Annotated in this window: 19 protein-coding genes; 17 read left to right on the forward strand and 2 right to left on the reverse strand. The window is 50.4% G+C overall.

Annotated elements, in window-relative coordinates; all coding sequences use genetic code 11:
- Positions 1-95 precede the first annotated feature (95 nt).
- A complete protein-coding gene (gene ptsP, locus BQ7117_RS03035; RefSeq protein WP_073996134.1) occupies positions 96-1,748 on the forward strand; it encodes a phosphoenolpyruvate--protein phosphotransferase in 1,653 nt (550 codons plus the stop codon).
- Between the two features lie 92 nt (positions 1,749-1,840).
- Here the strand turns inward: ptsP and ald are convergent, their stop codons facing one another.
- Positions 1,841-2,956 carry an alanine dehydrogenase gene (gene ald / locus BQ7117_RS03040; RefSeq protein WP_073996135.1) on the reverse strand — a complete coding sequence of 372 codons (1,116 nt, stop codon included), beginning with the start codon at positions 2,954-2,956 and terminating at the stop codon, positions 1,841-1,843.
- A 334-nt stretch (positions 2,957-3,290) separates the two neighbouring features.
- On the opposite strand from ald, the gene BQ7117_RS03045 reads away from it, so the two are divergent.
- From BQ7117_RS03045 to ffh, 8 genes are all read left to right on the forward strand, one after another.
- Positions 3,291-4,034: an SDR family NAD(P)-dependent oxidoreductase gene (locus BQ7117_RS03045; protein WP_073996136.1), complete on the forward strand. Its 744-nt coding sequence runs from the start codon at positions 3,291-3,293 to the stop codon at positions 4,032-4,034.
- A gap of 311 nt (positions 4,035-4,345) precedes the next feature.
- The gene (ileS, locus tag BQ7117_RS03050; protein ID WP_073996137.1) at positions 4,346-7,570 is read left to right on the forward strand and encodes an isoleucine--tRNA ligase; all 3,225 of its coding nucleotides are present in this window, start codon (positions 4,346-4,348) and stop codon (positions 7,568-7,570) included.
- Complete coding sequence (locus tag BQ7117_RS03055) at positions 7,567-9,096, forward strand: bifunctional folylpolyglutamate synthase/dihydrofolate synthase (RefSeq protein WP_073996138.1); 1,530 nt, start codon at positions 7,567-7,569, stop codon at positions 9,094-9,096. The genes ileS and BQ7117_RS03055 overlap by 4 nt, the downstream gene beginning before the upstream one ends.
- Positions 9,097-9,156: 60 nt before the next feature.
- Positions 9,157-9,570 carry a nucleoside-diphosphate kinase gene (ndk, locus tag BQ7117_RS03060; RefSeq protein ID WP_073996139.1) on the forward strand — a complete coding sequence of 138 codons (414 nt, stop codon included), beginning with the start codon at positions 9,157-9,159 and terminating at the stop codon, positions 9,568-9,570.
- A gap of 3 nt (positions 9,571-9,573) precedes the next feature.
- Positions 9,574-13,134, forward strand: coding sequence for a chromosome segregation protein SMC (gene smc, locus BQ7117_RS03065; protein ID WP_073996140.1), 3,561 nt, complete (start codon positions 9,574-9,576; stop codon positions 13,132-13,134).
- Between the two features lie 262 nt (positions 13,135-13,396).
- On the forward strand, positions 13,397-13,819 hold the full coding sequence (locus tag BQ7117_RS03070; protein WP_073996141.1) for a hypothetical protein: 423 nt from the start codon (positions 13,397-13,399) through the stop codon (positions 13,817-13,819).
- A 10-nt stretch (positions 13,820-13,829) separates the two neighbouring features.
- A complete protein-coding gene (gene ftsY / locus BQ7117_RS03075; RefSeq protein ID WP_073996142.1) occupies positions 13,830-14,990 on the forward strand; it encodes a signal recognition particle-docking protein FtsY in 1,161 nt (386 codons plus the stop codon).
- Between the two features lie 64 nt (positions 14,991-15,054).
- A complete protein-coding gene (gene ffh / locus BQ7117_RS03080; protein ID WP_073996143.1) occupies positions 15,055-16,623 on the forward strand; it encodes a signal recognition particle protein in 1,569 nt (522 codons plus the stop codon).
- Here ffh and BQ7117_RS03085 read toward each other — a convergent pair.
- Positions 16,620-17,615, reverse strand: coding sequence for a cation diffusion facilitator family transporter (locus BQ7117_RS03085; protein ID WP_073996144.1), 996 nt, complete (start codon positions 17,613-17,615; stop codon positions 16,620-16,622). The two genes, ffh and BQ7117_RS03085, sit on opposite strands and share 4 nt — an antisense overlap.
- Positions 17,616-18,033: 418 nt before the next feature.
- Between BQ7117_RS03085 and rpsP the strand changes: the two genes are divergently transcribed.
- From rpsP to BQ7117_RS03125, 8 genes are all read left to right on the forward strand, one after another.
- Positions 18,034-18,528 (forward strand): 30S ribosomal protein S16, encoded by a 495-nt coding sequence (gene rpsP / locus BQ7117_RS03090; protein WP_073996955.1) that lies wholly within the window; start codon positions 18,034-18,036, stop codon positions 18,526-18,528.
- Positions 18,528-18,761, forward strand: a complete 234-nt coding sequence (locus BQ7117_RS03095; protein WP_073996145.1) for an RNA-binding protein — start codon at positions 18,528-18,530, stop codon at positions 18,759-18,761. The genes rpsP and BQ7117_RS03095 overlap by 1 nt, the downstream gene beginning before the upstream one ends.
- Before the next feature lie 184 nt (positions 18,762-18,945).
- Entirely contained in the window at positions 18,946-19,488 is a 543-nt protein-coding gene (rimM, locus tag BQ7117_RS03100; RefSeq protein ID WP_073996146.1) for a ribosome maturation factor RimM, read from the forward strand.
- Complete coding sequence (gene trmD / locus BQ7117_RS03105) at positions 19,489-20,898, forward strand: tRNA (guanosine(37)-N1)-methyltransferase TrmD (protein WP_073996147.1); 1,410 nt, start codon at positions 19,489-19,491, stop codon at positions 20,896-20,898.
- A gap of 127 nt (positions 20,899-21,025) precedes the next feature.
- The gene (gene rplS / locus BQ7117_RS03110) at positions 21,026-21,379 is read left to right on the forward strand and encodes a 50S ribosomal protein L19 (RefSeq protein WP_073996148.1); all 354 of its coding nucleotides are present in this window, start codon (positions 21,026-21,028) and stop codon (positions 21,377-21,379) included.
- 152 nt (positions 21,380-21,531) lie between these two features.
- A complete protein-coding gene (gene lepB, locus BQ7117_RS03115) occupies positions 21,532-22,464 on the forward strand; it encodes a signal peptidase I (protein ID WP_143273960.1) in 933 nt (310 codons plus the stop codon).
- 2 nt (positions 22,465-22,466) lie between these two features.
- Entirely contained in the window at positions 22,467-23,162 is a 696-nt protein-coding gene (locus tag BQ7117_RS03120) for a ribonuclease HII (RefSeq protein ID WP_073996149.1), read from the forward strand.
- Between the two features lie 15 nt (positions 23,163-23,177).
- Positions 23,178-23,492: a DUF2469 domain-containing protein gene (locus tag BQ7117_RS03125; RefSeq protein WP_073996150.1), complete on the forward strand. Its 315-nt coding sequence runs from the start codon at positions 23,178-23,180 to the stop codon at positions 23,490-23,492.
- Positions 23,493-23,599: the final 107 nt, after the last annotated feature.

Consider the following 23,599-nt stretch of genomic DNA (forward strand, 5'->3'; position numbering starts at 1 on the left):
GCCCCCGCCGATGCTTTTAACCCTTGGTAGAGCGCCGTAACTTCGTGGTAGCGCGCCATAATCCCGTGGTAGAGTGCAGTAGTTGAGGAGGAAAAATGAGCGAGATTATACGGGGAATCGGGGCAGCTCCGGGAATCGGCTACGGACCTGCCTATTTGCTTTTTCCACCTAGCGGGCCAGATTTAGCGGAACCTGCCGGCACACCGGCAGATTTAGAGAGAGTACAGATAGCTTTTCGCGAAATATCGGCAGATTTTCAGCAACGAGCAGCAGATACGACGGGCACCCGGGCAGAAATTTTACATATGACAGCCGGCTTAGCTCGCGATAAAGGGCTGATTAACAACGTCTTGCAAAAAATTCAATCCGGAGTAGGAGCCACTACCGCAGTAGGGCAAGCGACTGCAGAGTATATGCAGATGCTCAGCTCTTTAGGTGGCTACATGGCAGAGCGGATCACCGATTTAAAATCAGTGCGCGATTGTGTAATCGCAAAATTGCGCGGGCTCCCGCTACCTGGATTACCGGAAATTACTACTCCGGGAATTTTGGTGGCCGTAGATTTGGCACCCACGCAGGTAGCGGAACTAGATACTGAAAAAGTTTTAGGTATTGTACTGGAGAAAAGTGGCGCCACTTCCCATACGGCAATTTTGGCAGAAAGTATGGGGATTCCTACCGTGGTGGCAGTGGCAGAGAGAGCAAAAATAAAAGCTGGCGATAATCTACTGGTGCGAGGGCGGGAAGGGAAAATATATATTAATCCGCAACCGGTGGCGGTGCAGAAAACTTTAGCTGCTGCCACGGCGCAGGAGAAAATTCTAACTTCGCTGCGCGGGCCGGGGCATACTAAAGACGGCTGCCCGGTGCACTTACAGCTAAATATCGCTTCCGCAGCTGATGCGCAGCGGTTTGCGGCGGCTGATACCGAAGGAATTGGGCTGCTGCGTACGGAATTTATGTTTCTTTCGCGCCCGCAGGCTCCTTCTTACCGCGAGCAGGTAGAGCAATTCCAAGAAATTTTTCACGCCTTTTCTGCTCGCCCAGTGACTGTACGTACCTTAGATGTGGGGGCAGATAAGCCTTTGCCGTTTTTAGAGCGCCCAGCAGAAGATAATCCAGCTCTCGGGCAAAGAGGAATTCGGCTGAGCCAAGCTGAGCCTGAACTTTTCATGCAGCAGCTCCAGGCGATAGGAGCCGCCGCAAATGAGTTTACGCAAGTAATGGCTCCGTTAGTGAGCACAGTCGCGGAAGTGGAATGGTTTATAGAGCAAGCGCATGCCGCGGGTTTGCACCGCGTAGGTATTATGGTGGAGACTCCGGCGGCGGCGCTAAATAGCCGTGCCTTGCTGGAAAATTTAGATTTCGTATCTATTGGTACCAATGATTTGACGCAGTACGTGATGGCAGCGGACCGTCTGAATCCGCAGGTAAATGAGCTAAATAATCCTTGGCAGCCGCCAGTACTAGAGCTGGTAGAGCGCACCTGCCAGGCCGGAGAAATTACTCAGACGGAAATCGGTGTCTGCGGAGAAGCGGCGGGAGATCCATTATTGGCTTTAGTCTTGGTGGGGATGGGAGTGCGCGTGCTCTCGATGGCGGCGGCAAAAATACCGGCGGTGCGCTTAGCTTTGGCGCAGCATACTCTCGCTGAATGCCAGGAAATAGCGCAAGCGGTGCGGCAGGGAATTTCGCCGGAGCAGGCTCGAGCAGCTGCGGCACAGGCGGCGAAAGAAATAATTTCTTAAAAATAATTTTCGAAAAGCGCGGCATAAACCTATAGAAAAACGGTGGGAGGCTGGTAAACAGCCTCCCACCGCGTGGATTCAGAAACTAAATTCTAGGCAAATAGCGCATCTGGATCGTTGTACTCGATATCGAGGGCATCAGCTACGCCCTTGTTGTAAATCTTTCCAGCGTGGGTGGTGAGGCCCCGACGCAAATCCTTGCGGCGGCGGCAAGCTTCTTCCCATCCCAGATCAGCGATAGTCGTCATGTAGCGCAGTGTCGAATTTGTCAGGGCATAGGTCGAAGTATTCGGCATTACGCCCGGCATATTCGCTACGCAGTAGAAGACCGAATCGTAGACCTTGAAGGTCGGGTCGTCGTGCGTAGTCGGATGCGAATCTTCGAAGCAGCCGCCCTGATCGATAGCAATATCGACCAGTACCGAACCCGGCTTCATATCCTTAACCATTGCATTGGTCACTAGATGCGGGGTGCGGGCACCCGGAATGAGTACCGAACCGATTACCACATCCGCGCTCTTCAAGGCTTCAGCCACTGCGAGCGGTACCGAGTAAGCGGTGTCGATTTCGTCGCGGTTCACATCTTCGATATAGGACATCCGGTCGATATTCACATCGAAAATCGTCACTAGTGCGCCCATACCGGCCGCTACTTTTGCCGCTTCATATCCGGCGGTTCCGCCACCTAGTACTACTACCTTGGCCTTAGCCGTGCCAGTGGTGCCACCCATAAGCAGGCCACGCCCGCCGTTAGTCTTCATGAGTAGGTTAGCGGCTACCTGTACGGAAAGCCGGCCGGCTACTTCAGACATGGGGGAGAGCAAGGGGAGCTTCCGGTCGTCGGTCTGGACGGTCTCATAAGCAATAGAAGTAATATTCTTCTCCAGCAGCTTCTCGGTCAAAGGCCGATCGGCAGCCAAATGCAGATAGGTAAAGAGAATCTGATTGTCCTTCATCAAGTCGTACTCGGGCTCAATGGGCTCTTTTACCTTCATAATTAAATCAGCCGCATCCCATACTTCTTTAGCAGTATCGAGAATCTTTACTCCTACTGCGGTGTATTCCGCATCCGGAATAGCTGATCCTTCGCCGGCTGCCTTCTCCAAATACACGGTGTGCCCCTTTTCAATTAGAGCATGTGCACCTGCGGGAGTAAGAGCTACCCGGTATTCGTTATTCTTAATTTCTTTTGGAACGCCAATAATCACGTTTTCACTCCTTTGTAAAACAATTGCTGACACTATAAATATAATGCTTTATCTAGCATTTCGTAACCATTTTAAGAAACTACTACTTAAAGTTTTATAAAACTCTGCGTTCGGGAAACTTTAGAGGTTATTTTTTGTTGATTTTTCGCCAATTTCTTGCTTGTGTCACTTTTCAGTAAAATTATTAATAGAGACGAAATTACTTAGAAAAGTCGGCGTTTAACTAATGAATCGTGGTAAAGAATCGGTGAGTAGCCAATATTCGCCCGGCGAATAAGAAAATTGCGTAGGAAAATTAGCGAGTTAAAAAATTAACGAAGGTGAGGAAAATAAAATGACTAGACGCGTATTAGTTACAGGCGCTTCTTCTGGAATCGGAGCGGCTACCGTGCGGGCGCTGTGTAAAGAAGGTTTGCAAGTGATAGCCACCGCGCGGCGTGCGGAAAAATTAGCTGCGTTAGCTGCAGAAACGGGAGCGCAGCAGATAGCTGCCGATATTACGCAAGAATCTGGGCGGCAGCAAATAGTAGATTTTGTACACGCGCAAGGCAAACTCGATGTGTTAATTAACTGCGCCGGTGGTGCTTTAGGGCAAGATCCCGTAGCCGTAGGAGATCCGGAAGAGTGGCGGGCTATGTACGAGCTGAATGTGATTGCACCGCTGCGGATGACGCAAGCCTTTTTACCGGAAATGCGCGCCCACGGGGGAGATATAGTGTTTATTTCTTCCACCGCTGGGCATGCTACTTATCCGGGAGGAGCCGGCTACGTGGCGGCGAAACACGCCGAACGGCAAATCCCAGCTACTTTACGTCTCGAGCTAGTAGGGGAGCCGGTGCGCATTATCGATATTGCTCCCGGAATGGTGAAGACTGAAGAATTTTCGTTGCGGCGTTTCCATGGCGATAAAGAAAAAGCTGCGCAGGTGTATGCCGGAGTTGAGAAGCCGCTAACTGCCGAAGATATTGCGGAAACTGTTCGCTGGGCAGTCACGCTGCCGGCACACGTCAATATCGATACGCTCGTGGTGCGCCCCGTCGCCCAAGCCTCTAATCTGCTGGTAGCGCGGAAGAACTGAAAAAATTTTTGCTGCTGCCAATTAGGGAAAATCAAAAAAGAAATGGGTAAAATACCACAGTTACCTAATTGGCGGGAGCAGATTGGCTAGATTAGACTCGCATACAGGGCGATGAACCGGCAATCACCGGGGAGCTTCCGGAAGAACAGCATAAAGCGCAGATAAGCAGTTTATGCTCAGTAGACCCGGGCGGGTAGGATCCGAAATCATCTTTCAATGAGCGGTCTGCCGAGAGGTAGACAAGCGGGGTGGTACCGCGGTGTGAAAGCGCATCGTCCTCGTGGGCCAAAGTAATCCACGAGGAGAAAAGAATGACCGATAAGAACCACTATCCGCTACATAAGAGCGGTAAAGTAGCTGCTTCCCCCGATCTTCCCCAATTAGAAGAGAATATTCTCAAATTCTGGGCCGAAGATAATACTTTTCAAGCCTCAATTGATAACCGCCCGGCCGGCAAAGATGGTTCGAATGAATTTGTGTTTTACGATGGGCCTCCTTTTGCTAATGGTCTACCGCACTACGGGCATTTACTCACTGGCTATGTAAAAGACTTAGTGGCGCGTTTTCAGACTCAATTAGGGCATAAAGTTGAGCGTGATTTCGGTTGGGATACCCACGGTTTGCCAGCCGAGTTAGAAGCCGAACGTATTCTCGGCATTGAAGATAAATCCGAAATTGAAGAAAAGTTCGGAATTGAAAGCTTTAATGATGCTTGCCGCTCTTCCGTCATGACCTACGCCGGAGAGTGGAAAGACTATGTGACTCGCCAAGCGCGGTGGGTAAATTTTGATGGCGGCTATAAGACGCTCGATCCGACCTATATGGAATCGGTAATCTGGTCTTTTAAGACCCTTTACGATAAAGGCCTCATCTACGAAGGCTACCGCGTACTGCCATATTGTTGGAATGACGAAACTCCTCTTTCCAATCATGAATTGAAGATGGATGACGATGTCTACCAGGATCGGCAAGACCAAACAGTCACGCTCGGTTTGCGCTTAGAGAGTGGCGAACTGGCACTTATTTGGACCACCACGCCGTGGACTCTACCTTCGAATCTTTTAATCGCCGTCGGGCCCGATATTGAGTACCTGACGGTGGAGCCGAGCGAAGGGCCACTGCAGGGTGAAAAGATAATTATTGCGGAGGCGCGCTTAGCTGACTATGCAAAAGAGCTGGGAGAGAATCCGCGAGTAGTAGCGCGGCAAAAAGGTAGCAATCTCGCAGGGCGAAGCTACTATCCTATCTACGATTACTATAATCGCGAAGAAGAAGCTCCCGGGCCGAAAGCCTGGCATATTTACGCCGCCGATTTCGTATCCACCGAAGATGGTACTGGGCTAGTACACTGCGCTCCCTACGGTGAAGACGATATGCTCCTCATGAATAAAGTAGGAGTAAAAGTAATCGAAACAGTAGACGAAGGCGCGAAATTCTATAATCGTATCTCCGACTATGCCGGTATGCAGGTATTCGATGCCAATAAAGAAATCATGCGCGATCTGCGCAATAGCAGCGGGCCGTTGAGCCGGAGAAGCGCCGAAGAGCGAGCCATTTTAGTGCGAGAGCAATCCTATGTGCACTCTTATCCGCATTGCTGGCGCTGCCGGAAACCGCTTATCTACAAGCCAGTTACCTCTTGGTTTGTGGAAGTGACCAAATTCCGCGACCGCATGGTGGAGCTGAATCAGCAGATCACTTGGCAGCCCGAGCACATCAAAGACGGTATTTTCGGCAAATGGCTGGAAGGCGCGCGCGATTGGTCTATTTCGCGCAACCGCTACTGGGGCACCCCGATTCCGGTATGGAAATCCGATAACCCGGATTATCCCCGTATCGATGTGTATGGTTCTTTTGCTGAATTAGAGCGAGATTTCGGCCGTTTGCCGGTAGGGCCAGATGGAGAGCCGAATCTGCATCGGCCTTATATCGACGAGCTAACTCGCCCCAATCCCGATGATCCGAGCGGTAAATCTACTATGCGCCGGATAACCGATATTCTGGACGTCTGGTTCGATTCTGGATCTATGCCCTATTCGCAGAAGCACTATCCTTTCGAAAACCAAGATTGGTTTGAGCACCACTTCCCAGGCGATTTCATCGTGGAATACGTGGGGCAGACGCGCGGCTGGTTCTATGTGATGCACGTGCTGAGCACGGCTCTATTCGATAAACCTGCTTTTACCTCCTGTATTTGCCACGGCATTGTGCTGGGGAATGACGGAAGAAAAGCCTCTAAATCGCTGCGTAATTATCCAGATCCGATGGATATGTACAAAAAGTACGGTTCCGATGCGGTGCGCTGGATGCTTATGAGCTCTCCAGTGCTGCGCGGCGGGGATTTGATCGTCGCGGAAGAAGGCATTAGAGAAGCAGTACGGCATGTGATATTACCGCTGTGGAATACCTATTACTTCTTTACCCTCTATGCGGGAGCTTGCAATAATGGCGCCGGCTATTTAGCGAAAAAGCTGGATTTAGCTGATAGTGAGCAATTGGCGCAGCTCGAAGTGATGGATCGCTACTTGCTTTCCCATACTGCAGCTTTAGCGGATGAAGTACGGGATTCTTTTGTGGATCTGGATATTCCGGCGGCGGCGGAAAAGGTGCGCGCCTATATCGATCTGCTCACTAATTGGTATGTGCGCACCACCCGCGATCGCTTCTGGAATGAAGATAAAACCGCTTTCGATACGCTTTATACAGCGCTCGAGATTCTTATGCGAGTGGTAGCGCCTTTACTGCCGATGATTGCAGAAGAAATTTGGCGTGGTCTCACCGGTGGTAGATCGGTGCATTTAGAGGATTGGCCGCAAATGCCGGCAGCGCTCTATGACGAAAAACTCGTGCAGGTGATGGACGAAGTACGGGATGTAGTTTCCCATACGCATGCGCTGCGCAAAGCGAATAAGCTGCGCGTGCGCCAGCCACTCACTTCTTTGACGGTAGTTACTGCCCAAGATCTCACTCCGTTTACCGAGCTGATTGCAGCGGAAGTAAATGTGAAGGAAGTAAAGGTATTGAGTGCTGATGAATCTGGTTTAGATATATCGGAGAAACTGGCCGTGCTGCCGCGCGAACTCGATCCAGATATTCGCCGTTACACTTCGGCGCTTTTCCAAGCTGCCCGCAACGGCAATTGGGAAAAGCTGGAAGAGGGAGTGCTTATGCACACCGATCCAGAAATCAAATTACTGCCCCATCAGTATGAACTCACCACGGTAGTGAGTGCAGCTACCGGTTCGGTGGCGGCCGTGTTGAATTCGGGAGCATTCGTCGTGCTCGATACGCTACTCACTCCGGAGCTGGAAGCAGAAGGATATGCACGCGATGTAGTACGCGTAGTGCAGGATAAGCGAAAAGCTGAAGACCTGCATATTTCCGATAGAATTCGCCTCGAATTGCGAGTACCGGATGATAAAGTAGGTGCCGTAGAGGCTAATTTGGCCATGATTAAAGAAGAGACGCTCTCTCTCGAAGCGAAAGTGCAGGGAGGCAGCGCTGATATTGAAGTACAGGTGGAAAAAATCGGATGAGTGGAGAAGAAAATTCTCCTGCCGATGAGGCAGAGCAGTTAGAAGCAGCAGCCCTGGCTGCTCTGCTTTCTTCGGGTCTGATTGTGGGGCCAGACCCGCATATCTTAGAAGAAGTGCGGGAAAGCCCCGATTTAGCCCCAGAGCCACCTAATGAATATGCGCTTGAAAGCCAAGTCGAAGAGATTTATCAAGAAATTTCGCGGCGGGCTCCAGAGCACAAGATTCAGCCCTCTACAGAGCGGGTCGCAGCGTGCCTAGAATATCTAGGCAATCCCCAAGATTCCTATCGTGCTATTCATATTACGGGTACGAATGGGAAGACCTCTACCGCACGAATGATAGAGGCGCTGCTCAGAGAAAAAGGGCTGCGTACGGGGCGTTTTACTTCTCCGCACCTCACCTCGGTGCGGGAGCGCATCTGTATAAATGGGGTAGCTATTTCGGCTGCAGATTTCATTGAAACCTGGGAAGAAGTAAAACCCATAATCGAGATGGTAGATGCCAAGTCGGTGCAATCCGGCGGCTCGCCGCTTTCTTTCTTTGAAGTATTTACCGTGATGGCCTACGCCGCTTTTGATACCGCGGCGATAGATGTGGCGGTAGTAGAAGTAGGGATGGGCGGAATCTGGGATGCCACGAATGTAATCACTGCGGATATTGCGGTATTAATGCCGGTTGGTCTAGATCATCAAAAATGGTTAGGAGCCACGGTAGCGGATATTGCGCGGGAAAAATTAGGAATTTTGAAGGAGCGAAAGAGTCTTATCTGCGCTCCCCAAGTGCCAGAAGTGCTGCAGTTGGTAGAAGAAAGAGTCGCTGCTCTGCACGCGCGATTGTTCTACTTCGGGGAAGATTTCCGGGTGCTGAATCGGGAGCGTGGAGTAGGAGGGCAGCTAATCTCGGTGCAGACTCCGGCTGCTCGCTACGAAGATGTGCCGGTGGCGATGTTCGGTGCTCATCAAGCCTTAAATGCGGCAGTCGCTTTGAAAGCCGTCGAAGAATTTTTCGGCGGGGGAGCACTGGATGCGCAAGGGGTAGAGCAAGCGTTGATGGCCACCACTTCTCCGGGGCGTTTGGAAGTACTTAAAGGCTCTCCCGCAGTTATCGTAGATGCTGCCCACAATCCAGCGGGTATGGAAGTGACGCTAGCGGCTTTAGAAGAAAATTTCCCTGGCGAACGCATTGCCGTATTTTCTGCTATGGCAGATAAAGATATTGCGGGCATGCTCAGCCTGATGGAGCCGAGTTTCTCCAAGATAGTAGTGACGCAGATGCCCGGGCCGCGCGGCGCTGAATTAGCGGATTTAGCGGCACAGGCTGAAGAAGTATTTGGCGAAGATAGAGTGCGGGCGGAAGCAGATTTAGGCAATGCTATTAGCGCAGCCGCTGAATTAGCGGCAGCTAGTGAAGTAGATGCCGCTCGGGAAGCTAAATTCCTTCCGCCCAGTATCGTAATTCTCGGCTCGATTATGCTGGTGGCACAGGCGCGTGAACTCTTAGGAGCTCGCCGCCCGGACAGTATCTGAAAAACTATACTGCCTGTTGTTATTAGGGAGAATCTACGGGAAAATGCTACACTTTTAGACATGAGTGAAAAGACTTTAATACTAGTAAAACCGGACGGCGTAAAGCGCGGATTGACCGGAGAAATTCTCAAGCGAATCGAAAATAAAGGCTATGTGATTACCCAGCTGCGGATGCTGGAAGCTACTCCTGAGCTTTTAGCTAAGCACTATCATGAGCACGTAGAAAAGCCTTTTTATTCGGAATTAGTGGAGTATATGACGGCCGGGCCAATAGTTGCAGCAGTAGTAGAAGGCACGCGCGTAATTGAAGGAGTGCGGGCGCTCTCTGGCGCAACTGATCCGACGGCGGCTGCTCCGGGAACTATTCGCGGAGATTTTGGGCGTTCTTGGGAAGGAGGAGCTATCTATAATTTGATTCACTCCTCGGATTCTCCGACCTCGGCTGCCCACGAAATTTCGGTGTGGTTCGCCTAAAACGTGCATCTAAAAACTCTGGTACTGCGCGGTTTTAAATCTTTTGCAGCTTCGACTGTTTTAAAGTTTGAGCCCGGAATTAACTGCGTGGTAGGCCCGAATGGTTCGGGGAAATCTAATGTAGTGGATGCCTTAGCCTGGGTGATGGGTGAGCAAGGCGTAAAAAATTTGCGCGGCGGCAATATGGCAGATGTAATTTTTGCCGGTACCGCAGCTCGCCCCGCTCTAGGTAGGGCAGAAGTATCCCTTACTATCGACAATACCGACGGGGCATTGCCGATAGATTATTCCGAAGTTACCATCACACGTACCCTTTTTCGCTCGGGTGGTTCTGAATATGCCATAAACGGTACTCCCTGCCGTTTGCTCGATATTCAAGAATTACTTTCCGATACCGGTATGGGCAAAGAAATGCACGTGATTATCGGGCAAGGAAAATTAGATGAAGTGTTGGCCGCTACGCCGGAAGAGCGGCGCGGCTTCATCGAAGAAGCAGCTGGAGTGCTGAAGCATCGAAAAAGAAAAGAAAAAGCTCTGCGCAAGCTGGAGGCAATGCAGGCAGATTTGTTGCGCATTGAAGATATAAGTGCCGAACTTCGCCGGCAGCTGGGTCCGCTGGCGCGGCAAGCGGCGGCGGCGCGGCGTGCGCAAGTGATTCAGAGTGAAGTATTTGCCGGCCGGGCGCGAATTCTCGCTGACGATATTGCCCAAGCGCAAGCGCGCCTCAGCTCCCAAAATAGTGATTCATCGCGGTTGGAAGAAGAAAAAGCACAGCTCGGTGCAGTGCTGACTGAGAAAAAAGCGTATCTTGCACAGTTGCAGCAAGACGCCGAAAACGCCAATCCACATTTAGCGGCGCTTATTGCCCGTTGGCAGCAACTTGCGTCTTTGGTGGAACGCTATCGTGGGCTTATTCAACTGGCACAAGAGCGGATGCGCTCTTTAGAAACGCCGGCTTCGGCGCCTGCGGGTGAAGATCCGGAGCAGCTGCGCCAACGCGCTGCGCAGGTAGCTGCCCAAACTGCAGAACTAGAGCAAGAAATAGTAGCTGCCCAGCAAGAATTACAGGCAGTTATTGCGGAGCGGGAAACTAAAGAAGCGGCAGAGAAAAACTTAGATCAGCGCCTCGGGCAGATGAACCGTTCGGTAGCGGATAGACGCGAAACAGCTGCGCGGCTGGGCGGAAAAATAGCGGCGGCGCGTTCCCGCCTAGAAGCTTGGGCAGAAGAATATGAGCGAGTGCAGAAAGCCACGGCGGCTGCGCAGGAACGAGTGGCGGAAGCAGCTGCACAGATAGCGGAATTAGAGCAAGATGCAGTGGCGCAGAGTGACGGGGGAGATGATATTTCCCAAACCTATGCCGAGCTCGCCGGGCAACAGCAAAAATGTGGAGAAAAAGTAGAGAGCGCCCGGAAAAATTTAGCGCTTGCGCAGCAGCGCGCCGCCGAATGGCAAGCCAAGGCTGATACGCTGCAGCTCTCTTTAGCGCCCGAAGATGCCACCGCGTGGGTGGTGAAAGATTACCGGCTCGGGGTATCTGGGCTAGTGCGAGACCATATTAAAATTCAGCATGGTTGGGAAGCGGCTTTAGAAGCTGCTTTGCAAGGAATAGCGGGCGGTGCATTAATTTCCGATACGGCGGCGGCAGTCGATGCTTTAAGAGCTGCTCGCGCCGCAAAAGCAGGGCATCTCGAACTACTTATAACGGATGCACAGAAAAATTCTGCTGCGCTAGCGCAAGCGGCAGCACAAGCCCTGCAAACGAGTGGATTTTCTGCCGATAGAGCGCAAATCGCGGGTGAAGTACTTCTAGGAGAAGACCGCCCCACGCAGGCACTGCGGGAAATGCTGGCCGGTACTTTACTTTGTGTAGATTTAGTGACGGCAAAAGAGCTACTCGCTTGCGGAGCTCCGCAGGTAGCTACCGCGGAAGGTGATTTACTTTCCCCGCATCGGGTGGCGGGCGGAGAAGTAGATAAGAATCTACTACTCAGCCGCCAGAGTGCTTTCGCAGCGGCAGTGGAAGAAGCGGAAAAAGCGAAAACGGCGGTAGAAAAAGCGGCTCAAGCACTGGAATCTGCGCAAGCAGAAGCAGAAAGAGTGCAGAGCGATTATGAGAACGCCGGCCGGGAATTGAATGCGCGCGATGCACGGCTTGCAGCCGTTACTGCCCAGCTGGGCGTATTGCGCCAGAGCTTGACGGCCGGAGAGAGTGAAGTAGAACGAAATCAGGCCCGAGCTGAACATATCCGCCAAGAGCAGGAAAAAGGAGAAAGTGAATTAGCGGCTGCGGAGCAAGCACACGCTGATTTAGGGGTACAACCGCAGGATTTGGAGAAAAAACTTCTCGATTTACAAGAAGAGCAGCGGGCTGCTCATATCGCCAGCATGGAAGCGCGTGGAAAAGAAACAGAAGCGCGGTTATTGCTACGTACGCGGGAAGAAAGATTGCGGCCACTTGCTGGAAAAGTGGAGTATTTAGAAAAATCTGCGCGAATTGCCGAAGAAAAACTGGCGCAGGCGGCGCGGGCAGCGGCGCGACGCGCAGAATTGCATGGTGAAATTCAGGAACTTTCGGAGCAAGCGGGGCAGGCTCTCGCAATAGCAGAAGATTTACTGCAGGCGGCGCAAGAGGAGAGAACTGCTGCTGATGCTGCGCGCTTAGAACGTGATACAGCTCTGCGTGCCGCGCGGCAAGAAGTAGATGAGTTAGCAGAAAAAGCGCACCAGTTAGAAGATCTGCAGCATCAACGAGAATTAGCACGCACGGAAATGCGGATACAATATGAGCAGTTAGCGGCGAAGTCGGTGGAATTATTGGGGGTGGAACCGGATACTCTTATCGAAGAATACGGCCCACATCTACCTATCGTCACTGCCGAAGGGGAAGAAATACCCTATGTGCGTGCCACTCAAGAGCAGAATTTAGCCCGGGCAGAAAAAGCCCTCGCGCGATTAGGGAAAATTAATCCCCTCGCTCTCGAAGAGCATGCCGCCTTAGAGGAGAGGCAAAAATATCTGACTACGCAATTGCAGGATCTGCGGCGCTCGCGGGCAGATTTGCTGCAAATTATTGAAGAGATTGATGCCCGAGTAGAAGGCATAATGCAGCGGGCCTTGGCAGATGTGGCCAAAGAGTTCCAAGAAGTATTCTCTTATCTTTTCCCCGGGGGAGAGGGAAAGATAGAACTTACGGATTCTGCTTCACCGCTTACCGCCGGAGTTGATATTTTTGCGCGCCCGCCCGGGAAAAGAGTAAAGCGTCTTTCGCTTCTCTCAGGAGGAGAACGTTCACTCACGGCTATCGCTTTCTTAATGGCTATTTTTAAAGCTCGCCCCTCGCCTTTCTACGTGCTAGACGAAGTAGAGGCCGCTTTAGATGACACCAATCTTTCCCGGCTATTAGAGCTTTTCCGCAATTTGCAGCGCAATTCGCAGTTACTAATAATTACGCATCAAAAGCGCACTATGGAAATAGCGGATGTAATTTACGGAGTGGCGATGCGCGAGCAAGGAGTGACCTCTGTGATTTCGCAGCGTCTGCCGGAGCTACTGGGCGAATAAATATCTGGTGCACCCAATCTAAAAGTGTGAGATGAAATAGCGACTTTCAGTATTTGTGTGGGAATCTGGGATGCTGGATTCAGGATGTTGGATTTGAGGTATTGGATTTGGCAATACCAATTGCAGATTCGGGGTGCTGGATTCGGGATGCTAATTGGGAATCTGGAATTCGAAATTTGAAATTTGAAATTCTAATTGTGAATTTAGGGTTTGTTGCCAATCTTCAGTTCCCCTCGCGGATATTTTTACGTAGACTGAGCGCGTGCTTCTGGTAATCATATTGTTTCTAATAATTTTTTTCGTAACTTTGCTTGCGCTGGGCGTTATCTTCTATTTGAGCTGGGGAAATAGAGAGTTTATTTCTCCGTTGCAGCTGCTTAAATCCGCTTTTGCGCCCCCAGAGAAACCGCGCACCTATGTGCCTAAAGTGCGGCCAGTAGAGGCGGCGGCTATTTTTCAAGATTTTCCTCCTGCCGCCGAATCCGAAGAACTCTCCGCCGGATACTACCAATTTGCAAAAGTGACGGATGTTTTTTCTACGCTTACTCGCTACCGTGCTTCGCGGCGGCAAAATCCCTCTATAATAGAGGAAAAGAAGGCAGCTACCGAGGCTGAGGAAGTTATCGAAGTTAATGAAACTGCCGAAGCTAGTGAAGTTAAAGAAGACGCCTCGCGCATAAACTAGGAGCTATGGAGTGAATACAGTAATCATTGCCCTCGTACTTGGTGTAATTTTCCTGGGCGGCGGTGCCGTACTTATCTACAAATACCGCCAAAAACCTACTGCAAAAGAACTTCCTGGAAAAGATAGTAAAGCACAGCTAGAAGCAGAAGCACTAGTAGATGCGGAAGTAATAGAAGATATTCCGCCGCTTGCTGCTAGTTCAGCGGCTTCTGCAGAAGAAATCCAGAGTGCTCCCGAGTCGCTTCCTTCGCGTATGCAGAGAGTGCGGGCGCGGTTAGCGAAATCGAATGGTTTGGGTAAAGCGCTGCTATCAGTGCTATCGCGCGCAGATTTACAGCGTTCTGATTGGGAAGAAATAGAAGAAACACTTTTGCTAGCAGATGTGGGGCTAGATGCTACCACTGAGTTGCTTGATATTCTGCAACGCGAAGTGAAGGTGCGCGGAAATTCTGATTCGGCAGTGGTGCGGGAAATTTTGCGCGCAGAATTATTAAAGCTAGTGGAGGCGCCGGCGTCGCGCGAGTTACAAATAGCTCCTATGCGCGGGGAATCTGGAGAGTCCCTCCCCGCAGCTATTCTCATGGTAGGAGTAAATGGCACCGGCAAGACTACTACCACTGGGAAGCTCGCTCGGCTGCTGGTAGCGGAAAATAAAAAAGTAGTGCTCGGAGCAGCCGATACTTTCCGGGCAGCTGCTGCGGATCAACTGCAAACTTGGGGAGAACGAGTCGGAGTGCCGGTGGTGCGCGCCGCAAAAGAAGGAGCAGATCCGGCGGCAGTAGCTTTCGACGCGGTGGAAAAGGCCTGCCAAGATCAGGCAGATGTGGTGATTGTGGATACGGCGGGCCGGCTCCAAAACAAAGCGGGCCTGATGGATGAACTGAGCAAAATAAAACGGGTAATGGAAAAGAAAGTACCGGTAAAAGAAGTACTTTTAGTCTTAGATGCCACTACCGGCCAGAACGGATTGCGGCAGGCAGAAGTATTTGCGCAGGCTGCCGGTGTGACTGGAATCGTTTTAGCGAAATTAGACGGCACGGCCAAAGGTGGAATAGTGATTTCTGTACAGCGCGAGCTGGGGGTGCCGGTAAAATTTATCGGTCTCGGAGAAGGTGCAGATGATTTTGCGCCTTTTGCAGCAGAAGCCTTTGTGGATTCTTTGCTCGGCTAGGCTATGCCCTAGAATAGGGGCAGTTAATAGATTTTATAGAAACTAACTTGAACAAGGTGGGTGCATGTTTAGCTCTCTTTCCGATCGCCTTACTAACTCTTTGCGTAATTTGCGTAAACAAGGCCGGCTCAATGCAGAAGACGTAGAAAAAGTAGTCAGTGAGATGCGCCGCGCTCTCTTGGATGCCGACGTGGCATTGCCAGTGGTGCGTTCCTTTACCGATGCGGTCAGAGAGAAAGCGACGGGAGCAGTTGTTTCCGAAGCGCTCAACCCGGGGCAGCAAGTAGTAAAAATAGTAAATGAAGAATTAATTGCCATGCTCGGGGGAGAGAGTCGGGAGCTCAATTGGGCACAAACTCCTCCTACCGTCATTATGCTGGCGGGCTTACAAGGTGCTGGAAAGACCACTCTGGCCGGAAAGCTAGGGCGTTGGCTGCGGGAAAATGGCCATAAGCCCTTGCTGGTAGCTTCGGATTTACAGCGTCCGAATGCAGTAAATCAGTTGCAGGTAGTGGGGCAGCAGGCGGAAGTAGAAGTATGGGCTCCGGAGCCGGGAAATGGAATTGGTGATCCAGTCGCCGTAGCTAAGAGCGGATTAGACTACGCGCGCAGTCATGCTTTTGATGTGGTGGTAGTGGATACTGCCGGCCGGCTGGGTGTCGACGAAGAGATGATGGAGCAGGCGCGCAATATTCGCGATGCGGTTTCTCCAGATGAAATTTTATTCGTACTAGATGTAATGATTGGGCAAGACGCCGTCAACACTTCTTTAGCTTTTCGGGACGGAGTAGGCTTTACCGGCGTCGTGCTCTCAAAGCTAGACGGTGACGCGCGCGGCGGTGCAGCTCTTTCAGTACGAGGAGTAACTGACCGGCCAGTATTATTTGCTTCTACTGGCGAGAAGTTGAGCGATTTTGAGCGATTCCATGCCGAGCGCATGGCCTCTCGAATCCTCGATATGGGTGATATTCTCACCTTGATTGAGCAGGCAGAAAAGACCTGGTCAGAAGCGCAGGCAGAAGATTTAGCGGCTAAAATGGTCGAGGGGAGCTTTACGCTCGACGACTTCATTGAGCAGTTAGAACAAATGCGCAAGATGGGCTCCATGAAGAAGATCATGGGGATGCTCCCGGGGATGAATCAGTATCGGGATGCGCTCGAAGCTTTTGACGAAAAAGAAATTGATCGCCAAGTAGCTATTGTGCGTTCGATGACGAAAGCGGAGCGGAAAGATCCAAAGATTCTGGACGGATCGCGCCGGCAACGGATTGCGAAAGGTTCGGGCACCACTGTGCAGGAAGTAAATTCGCTGATGGAGCGTTTTGCCCAAGCGAAAAAGATGATGCAAAGTGCTGCGCGGGGAGGGATGCCCGGAATGCCGGGGATGCCGCGTATACCAGGGATGCCGGGAATGCCCGGAGGCGGTTATACCAAAAAGAAATCGAAGAAAGCGCGGGGGAAGCGCAATCAATCTGGTTTCAAGAAAGGGCGTTCTGGAAATCCAGCGAAGCGGAAGCAGCAGGAATTAGCTGCGCAGAATGCGGGCGAAAAAGCGGAAAAAGGAAGTGCTTTCGGAATAAAGAATTCGGAGCCGGAAGTAGATTTAGATACGTTGGCTAAGTATCTGCGTTAATCACTCTCGGCAGGAGTTTGCGGATAGAGTTGATCTTTTCCATCTAAAGGCACGTAGCCTACGGGGATATCGTCATAAGATTTAGGATCTTCAATGGCCTCTAAGTGCAGTGCTACTTGTGCGTGAGGAATTTTCTCGTGTAGCGCAGTTTCTACCTCTACACAGAAATCGTGCCCGCGGCGTACGGTCCAATCTCCTGGCACCAGCACATCTACGTTGATATAAGAGATATGGCCGGCTTTCCGAGTGCGCAAGCCGTGGAAAGATATATGGCTTTGCCGGAAAGAATTTAGGGTATCTATTACTAGTTGGTTTTCTTTATCGGGCAAGGTTACATCCATTAGCCCAGCTAAAGAGCTATGGAGCAATTTATGCCCCGTCCAGGTGATATTTATTGCCACGAAAATAGCGAGCACCGGATCGAAAATATTTATTTTCGTCAAGCAGATGAGAAATACGCCCAGAATTACTCCGGCTGTGGTCCAGAAATCGGTGAGCAGATGTTTACCATCGGCGTGCAGGGTAGGAGATTGCTGTTTTTTCCCTACTCTTACTAGATAGAGGCCGACTCCGCCGTTGATTAGTGCGGAAAGCCCAGAAATAGTTAATCCAACTTCAAAATTGCTGAGGGCAGCCGGGTGCATAATTCGGTTTATTGCCGAGATAATAATCAGCAAGGCAGCTACGAGAATCATGCTTCCTTCTACTGCTGCAGAAAAGTACTCCACCTTGGAGCGGCCGAAAGTATAGCGAGAATTAGCTGGTTTAGCGGCCAATTTTAGAGCAAATAGTGCTATCAGTGCCGCCACTAGGTTTACTACGGATTCGAGGGCATCAGAGAGTAGAGATACCGAGCCTACCAGCAGATAAGCGAGAGTTTTCAAGAGAATTGTGCTGATAGCAGCGGCAATAGAAATCCAGGCGTAGCGCGAAAGATCAGGGCTTTCACTTTGCGCTTTATTTGGCGCTGCCGCCGGAGAATTTTTCTGCATAATTCTTTTGTAGCCGATAATCGCGGGAATTTACACCGGAGAAAGGGGGCTCCTTTGCGCATTTTCCCACAGTTCGCAGCCCCGAAGTATCGCCTTCCGTGCACTAGAAATCTTTTATTTTATGGAAGTAATTTTTTCGGCCGTATTTAATAAGTAAATAATTTAATGCAGTGGATACGTAGATATAGGTGTGTAATTTAGATAATCATCGGTATGAAACTTTAAGTGAGCGGAAACACCGCTATTTTGCGGTACTCGACTATCTTCTCCGAGAAAAATCTGGCAGAATATACGAATGTACTTCGGCTTTATCGAGCCCCTCTCTTCCTCGGTAGAGTCTTAGTCCGGGTAAATGGCAGGCGTGTTTCCCACCGCCCTAAATTTCCCACTGATAAAAGAACTAGGAGTGACCGCACAAGTGGCAGTCAAAATTCGTTTAAAGCGTACAGGTAAAATTCGTGAAGCTTCCTACCGTGTGGTAGTAGTGGATTCGCGCAAGAAGCGTGATGGCCGGGTAATTGAAGAAATTGGTTTCTATAACCCGCGTACCAATCCTTCTACTATCGACATTAATTCGGAGCGAGCCCGGTACTGGATTTCCGTGGGCGCGCAGCCGACTGAGCCGGTATTAGCGCAGCTGAAAATTACTGGTGATTGGCAGGCAGCTAAAGGTCTACCGGGAGAATCGACTCTCCGTACGGTAGAAAAAGTAGATAAGCAGCAGGCGCGGGAGCAGGCAGCTCAAGCTATTCAGGACGCAGCAGAAAAGCAGCGGGCTGATAAGGCAGCTGCTAAGGCGGAAGCCGAAGCAGCAGCCAAGGCAGAAGCTGAAGCCGAAGCGGCAGCTGAGGCGGAAAGTGCTGAAGATGCCGCAGCAGAAACTGCAGAAGCGCCAGAAACTGAGGAAGCCTAATGTTGGCAGAAGCTCTGGAACATTTAGTACGGGGTATCGTAGATAATCCGGACGATGTGGAAATTACGGAACGCAGCAATCGGCGTGGCAAGCTCTTTGAGATCCATGTAAACCCGAGCGATTTAGGCCGAGTAATTGGCCGGCGCGGGCGCACTGCGAAAGCCTTGCGTTCGGTAATGAAAGCTCTTTCGACTGAAGGTCCGCTGCGCGTAGATGTAATTGAATCTGACTAAAGCAGCCGGTGTTTTAGAGTAAATAGCTTATAAGCAGGGGCGGAACGCATACATGGTGTGCATTCCGCCCTCGCTTTATGGCTATTAGTTAGAAAATTTCCTTAATTTACAGATAACGAAGGGGGAGAGTATTCTGCCTCTTAAGGAAGTATCTGCGGAGGTAAGGATTGAGAGGAAGCGGGATATGAAACTGACCGTAGGCATTATTGGAGCTCCGCACGGGCTAAAAGGAGAAGTTAAAATTGATGTGCGTACCGATAAGCCCGAATTGCGCTTATATCCGGGAGCTTCTTTAGAAACCATTCCTCCAGAAGAAGGTCCGCTCGTAATTGCAGCAGTGCGAGAGTATAAAGGTGCTACCTATGTGCGTTTTACAGATATTAGCGATCGCAATGCGGTAGAAACCTTGCGGGGTGTGCGCTTAATCGTGGAATCAGATGAAGAAGAGCCCGAAGATGACGCCTGGTATCCACACGAACTCGTCGGTTTAGAAGCCTTAGATCCCGAGGGGTATGAATTGGGCATCGTGAAAGATCTCTATCTACGCCCGGCACAAGATTTATTAGTAGTCGAAGAACCAGACGGCCAATTAGCTTATGTGCCTTTTGTGCGCGATATAGTGCGAGAAGTGGATATTGATGATCACTGCGTGGTGATAGATGCTCCGGCTGGATTGTTTTCCGAAGCCGAGTTACCTGCCGAAGAAGCTGAAGAAGACGGAGAATAAATGCGCTTCGATGTAATAAGTATATTTCCGGAATTTTTTGCGGCTTTGCAGCTTTCTTTAGTAGGGAAAGCGCAGGAAAAAGGCATATTAGATATCGGCATACACAATTTACGAGATTTCACTTCCGATATTCATCGCACAGTAGACGATACGCCTTGTGGGGGCGGAGCTGGAATGGTGATGAAAGCCGATATTTGGGGAAAAGCTATTGACTACGTATTGGCAGAAAATTCCGGTGATTCCGCGGTAGCAGAAAATTCCAGCTTGCGCCCGGTGCTAGCTATCCCTACTCCCGGCGGCAAACAACTGAAGCAAGCAGATTGCCATCGGTTAGCGAAAAGTTCGCACGTAATAGTGGCTTGTGGGCGTTACGAAGGCATCGATGCGCGGGTGGCTCAATATTATGGGCAGAATTCGCAAGTAGAAGTATTTGAATATTCCCTCGGCGATTACGTGTTAAACGGAGGAGAAGTAGCGGCTATTGCGCTTATTGAAGCAGTCGCGCGTCTAGTGCCCGGTATGGTGGGGAATCCAGAATCGTTGACGGAAGAATCTTACAGCGCGGCAGGGCTCTTAGAATACCCGGTGTACACGCGTCCGCTCGAATTTCGAGGTTTAGCGGTGCCGGAAGTTTTACTATCCGGAAATCATCAGAAAGTCCGGCAGTGGCGCCGCGAGCAAGCTCTGCGAAAAACGGCGCAGCTGCGCCCCGATCTGATAAGAGCGCTCGCCCGCGAACAGTTGGAAAAAGACGATTTACGGCAGCTGGCGGCAGCTGGGTGGTTTCTTGCGGCAGATTCGGAACAATATCCGCATTTGCAGCAAATAGAGTTTCGCCCCGCGCGCTTAGAAGAGGCAAAGAAATTAGCCGATTTTGCGGCACAGACTTTCCCGGATGCGTGCCCGCCTGGAATGCGCCCAGATTCCATAGCCAGTTTTATAGCAGAAAATCTTTCCGAAAGCTGTTTTCGCGATTATCTAAATGACGAAACGCGGAGAGTGCTAGTAGCTTGTACAGATACTGGAGAAATAGCTGCCTACTCGCTAGTAATTATCCCGAGAGCGGCGGGAGTGGCTAATATTGAAGAAGGAGCACCAGTAGATTTCGTGGTAGACGGAATACCGCGGGAAGGCCCGTTGCTCTATCTTTCTAAACTCTATTTAGGTAAGCCGTGGCGGGGAAGTAGGCTGTGTCAGCAATTCTTAAAAGCAGTGTTAGCTGATGCGGCTGCGCAATGCCGAGAGTGGCCAGAGCCGTATATATGGCTGGGTACGAATCAGACTAATAAACGGGCGCAGCGCGCCTATAAAAAGGTAGGATTTTTACTGAGCGGGCAGCGGGTATTCTTTGTGGGTGATGAGTCCAACAAAGATATAACTATGGTGCGCCGGTTAAATATGACAAACTGAGATAGTTCCTCGCTAAATAGAATGTCGAGCCTGCCGCAGGGGGTGGCATTCCAGCGAGTTTATTCCGTAGGGAATAAAAAGTTCCTAGATCGTTCTGGCCTGCGTGCAGATCGGAAAGTGATGAATCATGCAGATTCTAGATAAAGTAGTTGCTGCGCAACTAAAAGACCGCCCCGAATTTCGGGCCGGCGATACGGTAAAAGTAAATGTAAAAGTTGTGGAAGGTAACCGCGAGCGTATTCAGGCATTCCAAGGAGTGGTACTGGCGCGGCGGGGTGGCAAAGGTATTGGAGCCACTTTCACCGTCCGGAAATTCTCGTTTGGTGTGAGCGTGGAGCGTACTTTCCCCTTGCATTCTCCAAATGTGGAATCCATCGAGGTGCTTACGCGCGGAAAAGTGCGGCGCGCCAAGCTTTACTATTTACGCGACCGCTACGGTAAAGCAGCAAAGATTCGGGAAAAGCGCGCTGACGAACAGTAAAAGCGTTTACCTGGATAAAAATTTTCAGAGGAGAGGTACCCACCTCTCCTCTGCTATTTCTAAGCAAAATTAAGATAGGCTACTTAAGTAAATAATTCTTATTGTATTACTAAACTTTATAAGTGCTGAAGAGCCTAACTGCAGGAGTAGGAATGGAAGAAAAGTCGGGTTATAGCGATTCCGGCATCGGCGAAGAAACTATGCCGCCGTCTTTTTCTCCCGCTGAAAACGCCGAAAGCCGCCACGCCCAAGAAAAGTTTTATGCGGAAAACGGTATAGCACTTTTTCCATCTAAAGCAGAAGAAGAATTCTTCGCGGAAACGGGAGAAAAATCTCCAGATTCTGATCCGCCGGAGAGTACTCTTTCCCGCGTAGTTTCGGGGATTTTAGAATTATTGGCCGTAGTAGCAGTGGCTCTTATCTGTGCAATTTTTTTGAAAACTTATCTAATTCAGCCCTTTGAAATTCCTTCCGAATCTATGGCGAATACCTTGATTCCGGGCGACCGCATTATGGTAAATAAATTAGCGGACAGTGAAAAAGAGCTGCAACGAGGCGATGTAGTAGTATTCGTAGACCCGGGCGGTTGGTTAGATAAAATGCCTGAGAAAGAAGGCTCGCGGCTCCGCCACTCTTTAGAAAAAATTGGGCAGACGATAGGATTACTGCCGCAAAATTCTGGGCACCATCTAGTGAAAAGAATTATCGGCATGCCCGGGGATACGGTGGAATGCTGCAGTGCAGATGGGAAATTGACGGTAAACGGCACTCCGATAGCGGAGAGCTATTTACCAGAAGGTATGGTTCCTTCGGAAGAAGAATTTTCGGTGCAAGTGCCGGCCGGCCATTTGTGGGTGATGGGAGATAATCGTAGTAATTCGAAGGATTCACGCTTCCATCAAAAGCACAGTGGCTTTGGATTTGTGCCGATTGATAATTTGGAAGGGCGCGCTTGGCTACGCATCTATCCTTTCGGGCGCTGGGGAAGAATACCGGATGTGAGTGGCGTATTTTCTGCGGTGCCGGCTCCCAGCAACTCGGTGAACGAGTCTGTGGCAGAGTATAAAGGTGAGAGCAGCGCATAGGGATGGATAGAACCTTAGCGCCGAACCGAGAACTGGAAAAAGCGCTTTTAGCTGAGCTAGCAGAGACGGTGGAAAATCCGCTTTTAGCGGGAGTAGATGAAGTAGGGCGCGGTGCTTTAGCTGGGCCAGTGGCCGTGGGTATTGCCTTAGTGGACGGCGCCACTTCGGATAATTTTCCAAGTGCGTTGCGAGATTCTAAAATGCTTTCCGCCGCTGCGCGGGAAAGCCTTGTCCCGTTACTTCAAGATTGGGTACGCGCCTATGCAGTCGGATATGCCTCCGCAGCGGAAATAGATAAATGGGGAATCATAGCTGCTTTACAAACGGCGGCAGCGCGGGCGAGCGCTGATTTACGGCAACAAGGCTGGAAATTTACGGCAGTGCTGTTAGATGGTTCGCATAATTGGTGGGGAAATAATTCCCTCTACTCTCCGCAGCCACCCGAATTGTGCCCACCCAATGTGCCGGTAAAAACCTTGGTAAAAGGTGATGCGAAATGTGCTGCGCTCGCGGCGGCTTCCGTCTTAGCAAAAGTGCAAAGAGACGCTTTGCTGAGCCAGCTAAATACCGAGCATCCAGAGTATGATTGGGAGCATAACAAGGGATATTCTTCTCCTAAGCACATTGCAGCACTGCAGAAGTATGGAGTTAGTGAATATCATCGTATTTCTTGGAAATTACCGGGGATAGCGGAATAGAGAGGGCGCGAGCTTATGAGTGAATTAGAAAATTATGAAGCGGAGCGGGAGCTCGCTCTCTATCGCGAATATCAAGATGTAGTAAATCTTTTCCGCTTTGTAGTAGAGACGGAACGGCGCTTTTATTTAGCTAATGACGTAGATGTAAAAGTGCGAGCGGCGGAAAATGGCGATATTTTCTTTGAAGTAACTCTTACCGATGCCTGGGTGTGGGATATATTCCGCTCTTCTCGCTTTATACGCGGTGCGCGAGTAGTCACCTTTAAAGACGTGAATGTAGAAGAACTCAATAAACCAGATATAAGTAAAGAAATCGATTTCGAGCACTGAATTTCCTAAGAAACTAAACGAAACTTAGCGGGGCGGGGCAGCTAAACTCTGAACCTATTGGGAGGAGCTAAACGCTGCGCTTATCTTAATTTTTATTTTAGGTTTTC

Origin of the sequence: Arcanobacterium urinimassiliense, assembly GCF_900119495.1 — a bacterium.
Taxonomy (GTDB): domain Bacteria; phylum Actinomycetota; class Actinomycetes; order Actinomycetales; family Actinomycetaceae; genus Arcanobacterium_A; species Arcanobacterium_A urinimassiliense.

Coding starts and splice junctions, on each gene's coding strand:
- rplS (WP_073996148.1), top strand. CDS start 21,026: ATGCAGATTCTAGATAAAGTAGTTGCTGCGCAACTAAAAGACCGCCCC.
- rimM (WP_073996146.1), top strand. CDS start 18,946: ATGAAACTGACCGTAGGCATTATTGGAGCTCCGCACGGGCTAAAAGGA.
- BQ7117_RS03085 (WP_073996144.1), bottom strand. CDS start 17,615: ATGCAGAAAAATTCTCCGGCGGCAGCGCCAAATAAAGCGCAAAGTGAA.
- ffh (WP_073996143.1), top strand. CDS start 15,055: ATGTTTAGCTCTCTTTCCGATCGCCTTACTAACTCTTTGCGTAATTTG.
- ileS (WP_073996137.1), top strand. CDS start 4,346: ATGACCGATAAGAACCACTATCCGCTACATAAGAGCGGTAAAGTAGCT.
- lepB (WP_143273960.1), top strand. CDS start 21,532: ATGGAAGAAAAGTCGGGTTATAGCGATTCCGGCATCGGCGAAGAAACT.
- BQ7117_RS03095 (WP_073996145.1), top strand. CDS start 18,528: ATGTTGGCAGAAGCTCTGGAACATTTAGTACGGGGTATCGTAGATAAT.
- BQ7117_RS03055 (WP_073996138.1), top strand. CDS start 7,567: ATGAGTGGAGAAGAAAATTCTCCTGCCGATGAGGCAGAGCAGTTAGAA.
- BQ7117_RS03120 (WP_073996149.1), top strand. CDS start 22,467: ATGGATAGAACCTTAGCGCCGAACCGAGAACTGGAAAAAGCGCTTTTA.
- ndk (WP_073996139.1), top strand. CDS start 9,157: ATGAGTGAAAAGACTTTAATACTAGTAAAACCGGACGGCGTAAAGCGC.
- ptsP (WP_073996134.1), top strand. CDS start 96: ATGAGCGAGATTATACGGGGAATCGGGGCAGCTCCGGGAATCGGCTAC.
- trmD (WP_073996147.1), top strand. CDS start 19,489: ATGCGCTTCGATGTAATAAGTATATTTCCGGAATTTTTTGCGGCTTTG.
- BQ7117_RS03125 (WP_073996150.1), top strand. CDS start 23,178: ATGAGTGAATTAGAAAATTATGAAGCGGAGCGGGAGCTCGCTCTCTAT.
- BQ7117_RS03045 (WP_073996136.1), top strand. CDS start 3,291: ATGACTAGACGCGTATTAGTTACAGGCGCTTCTTCTGGAATCGGAGCG.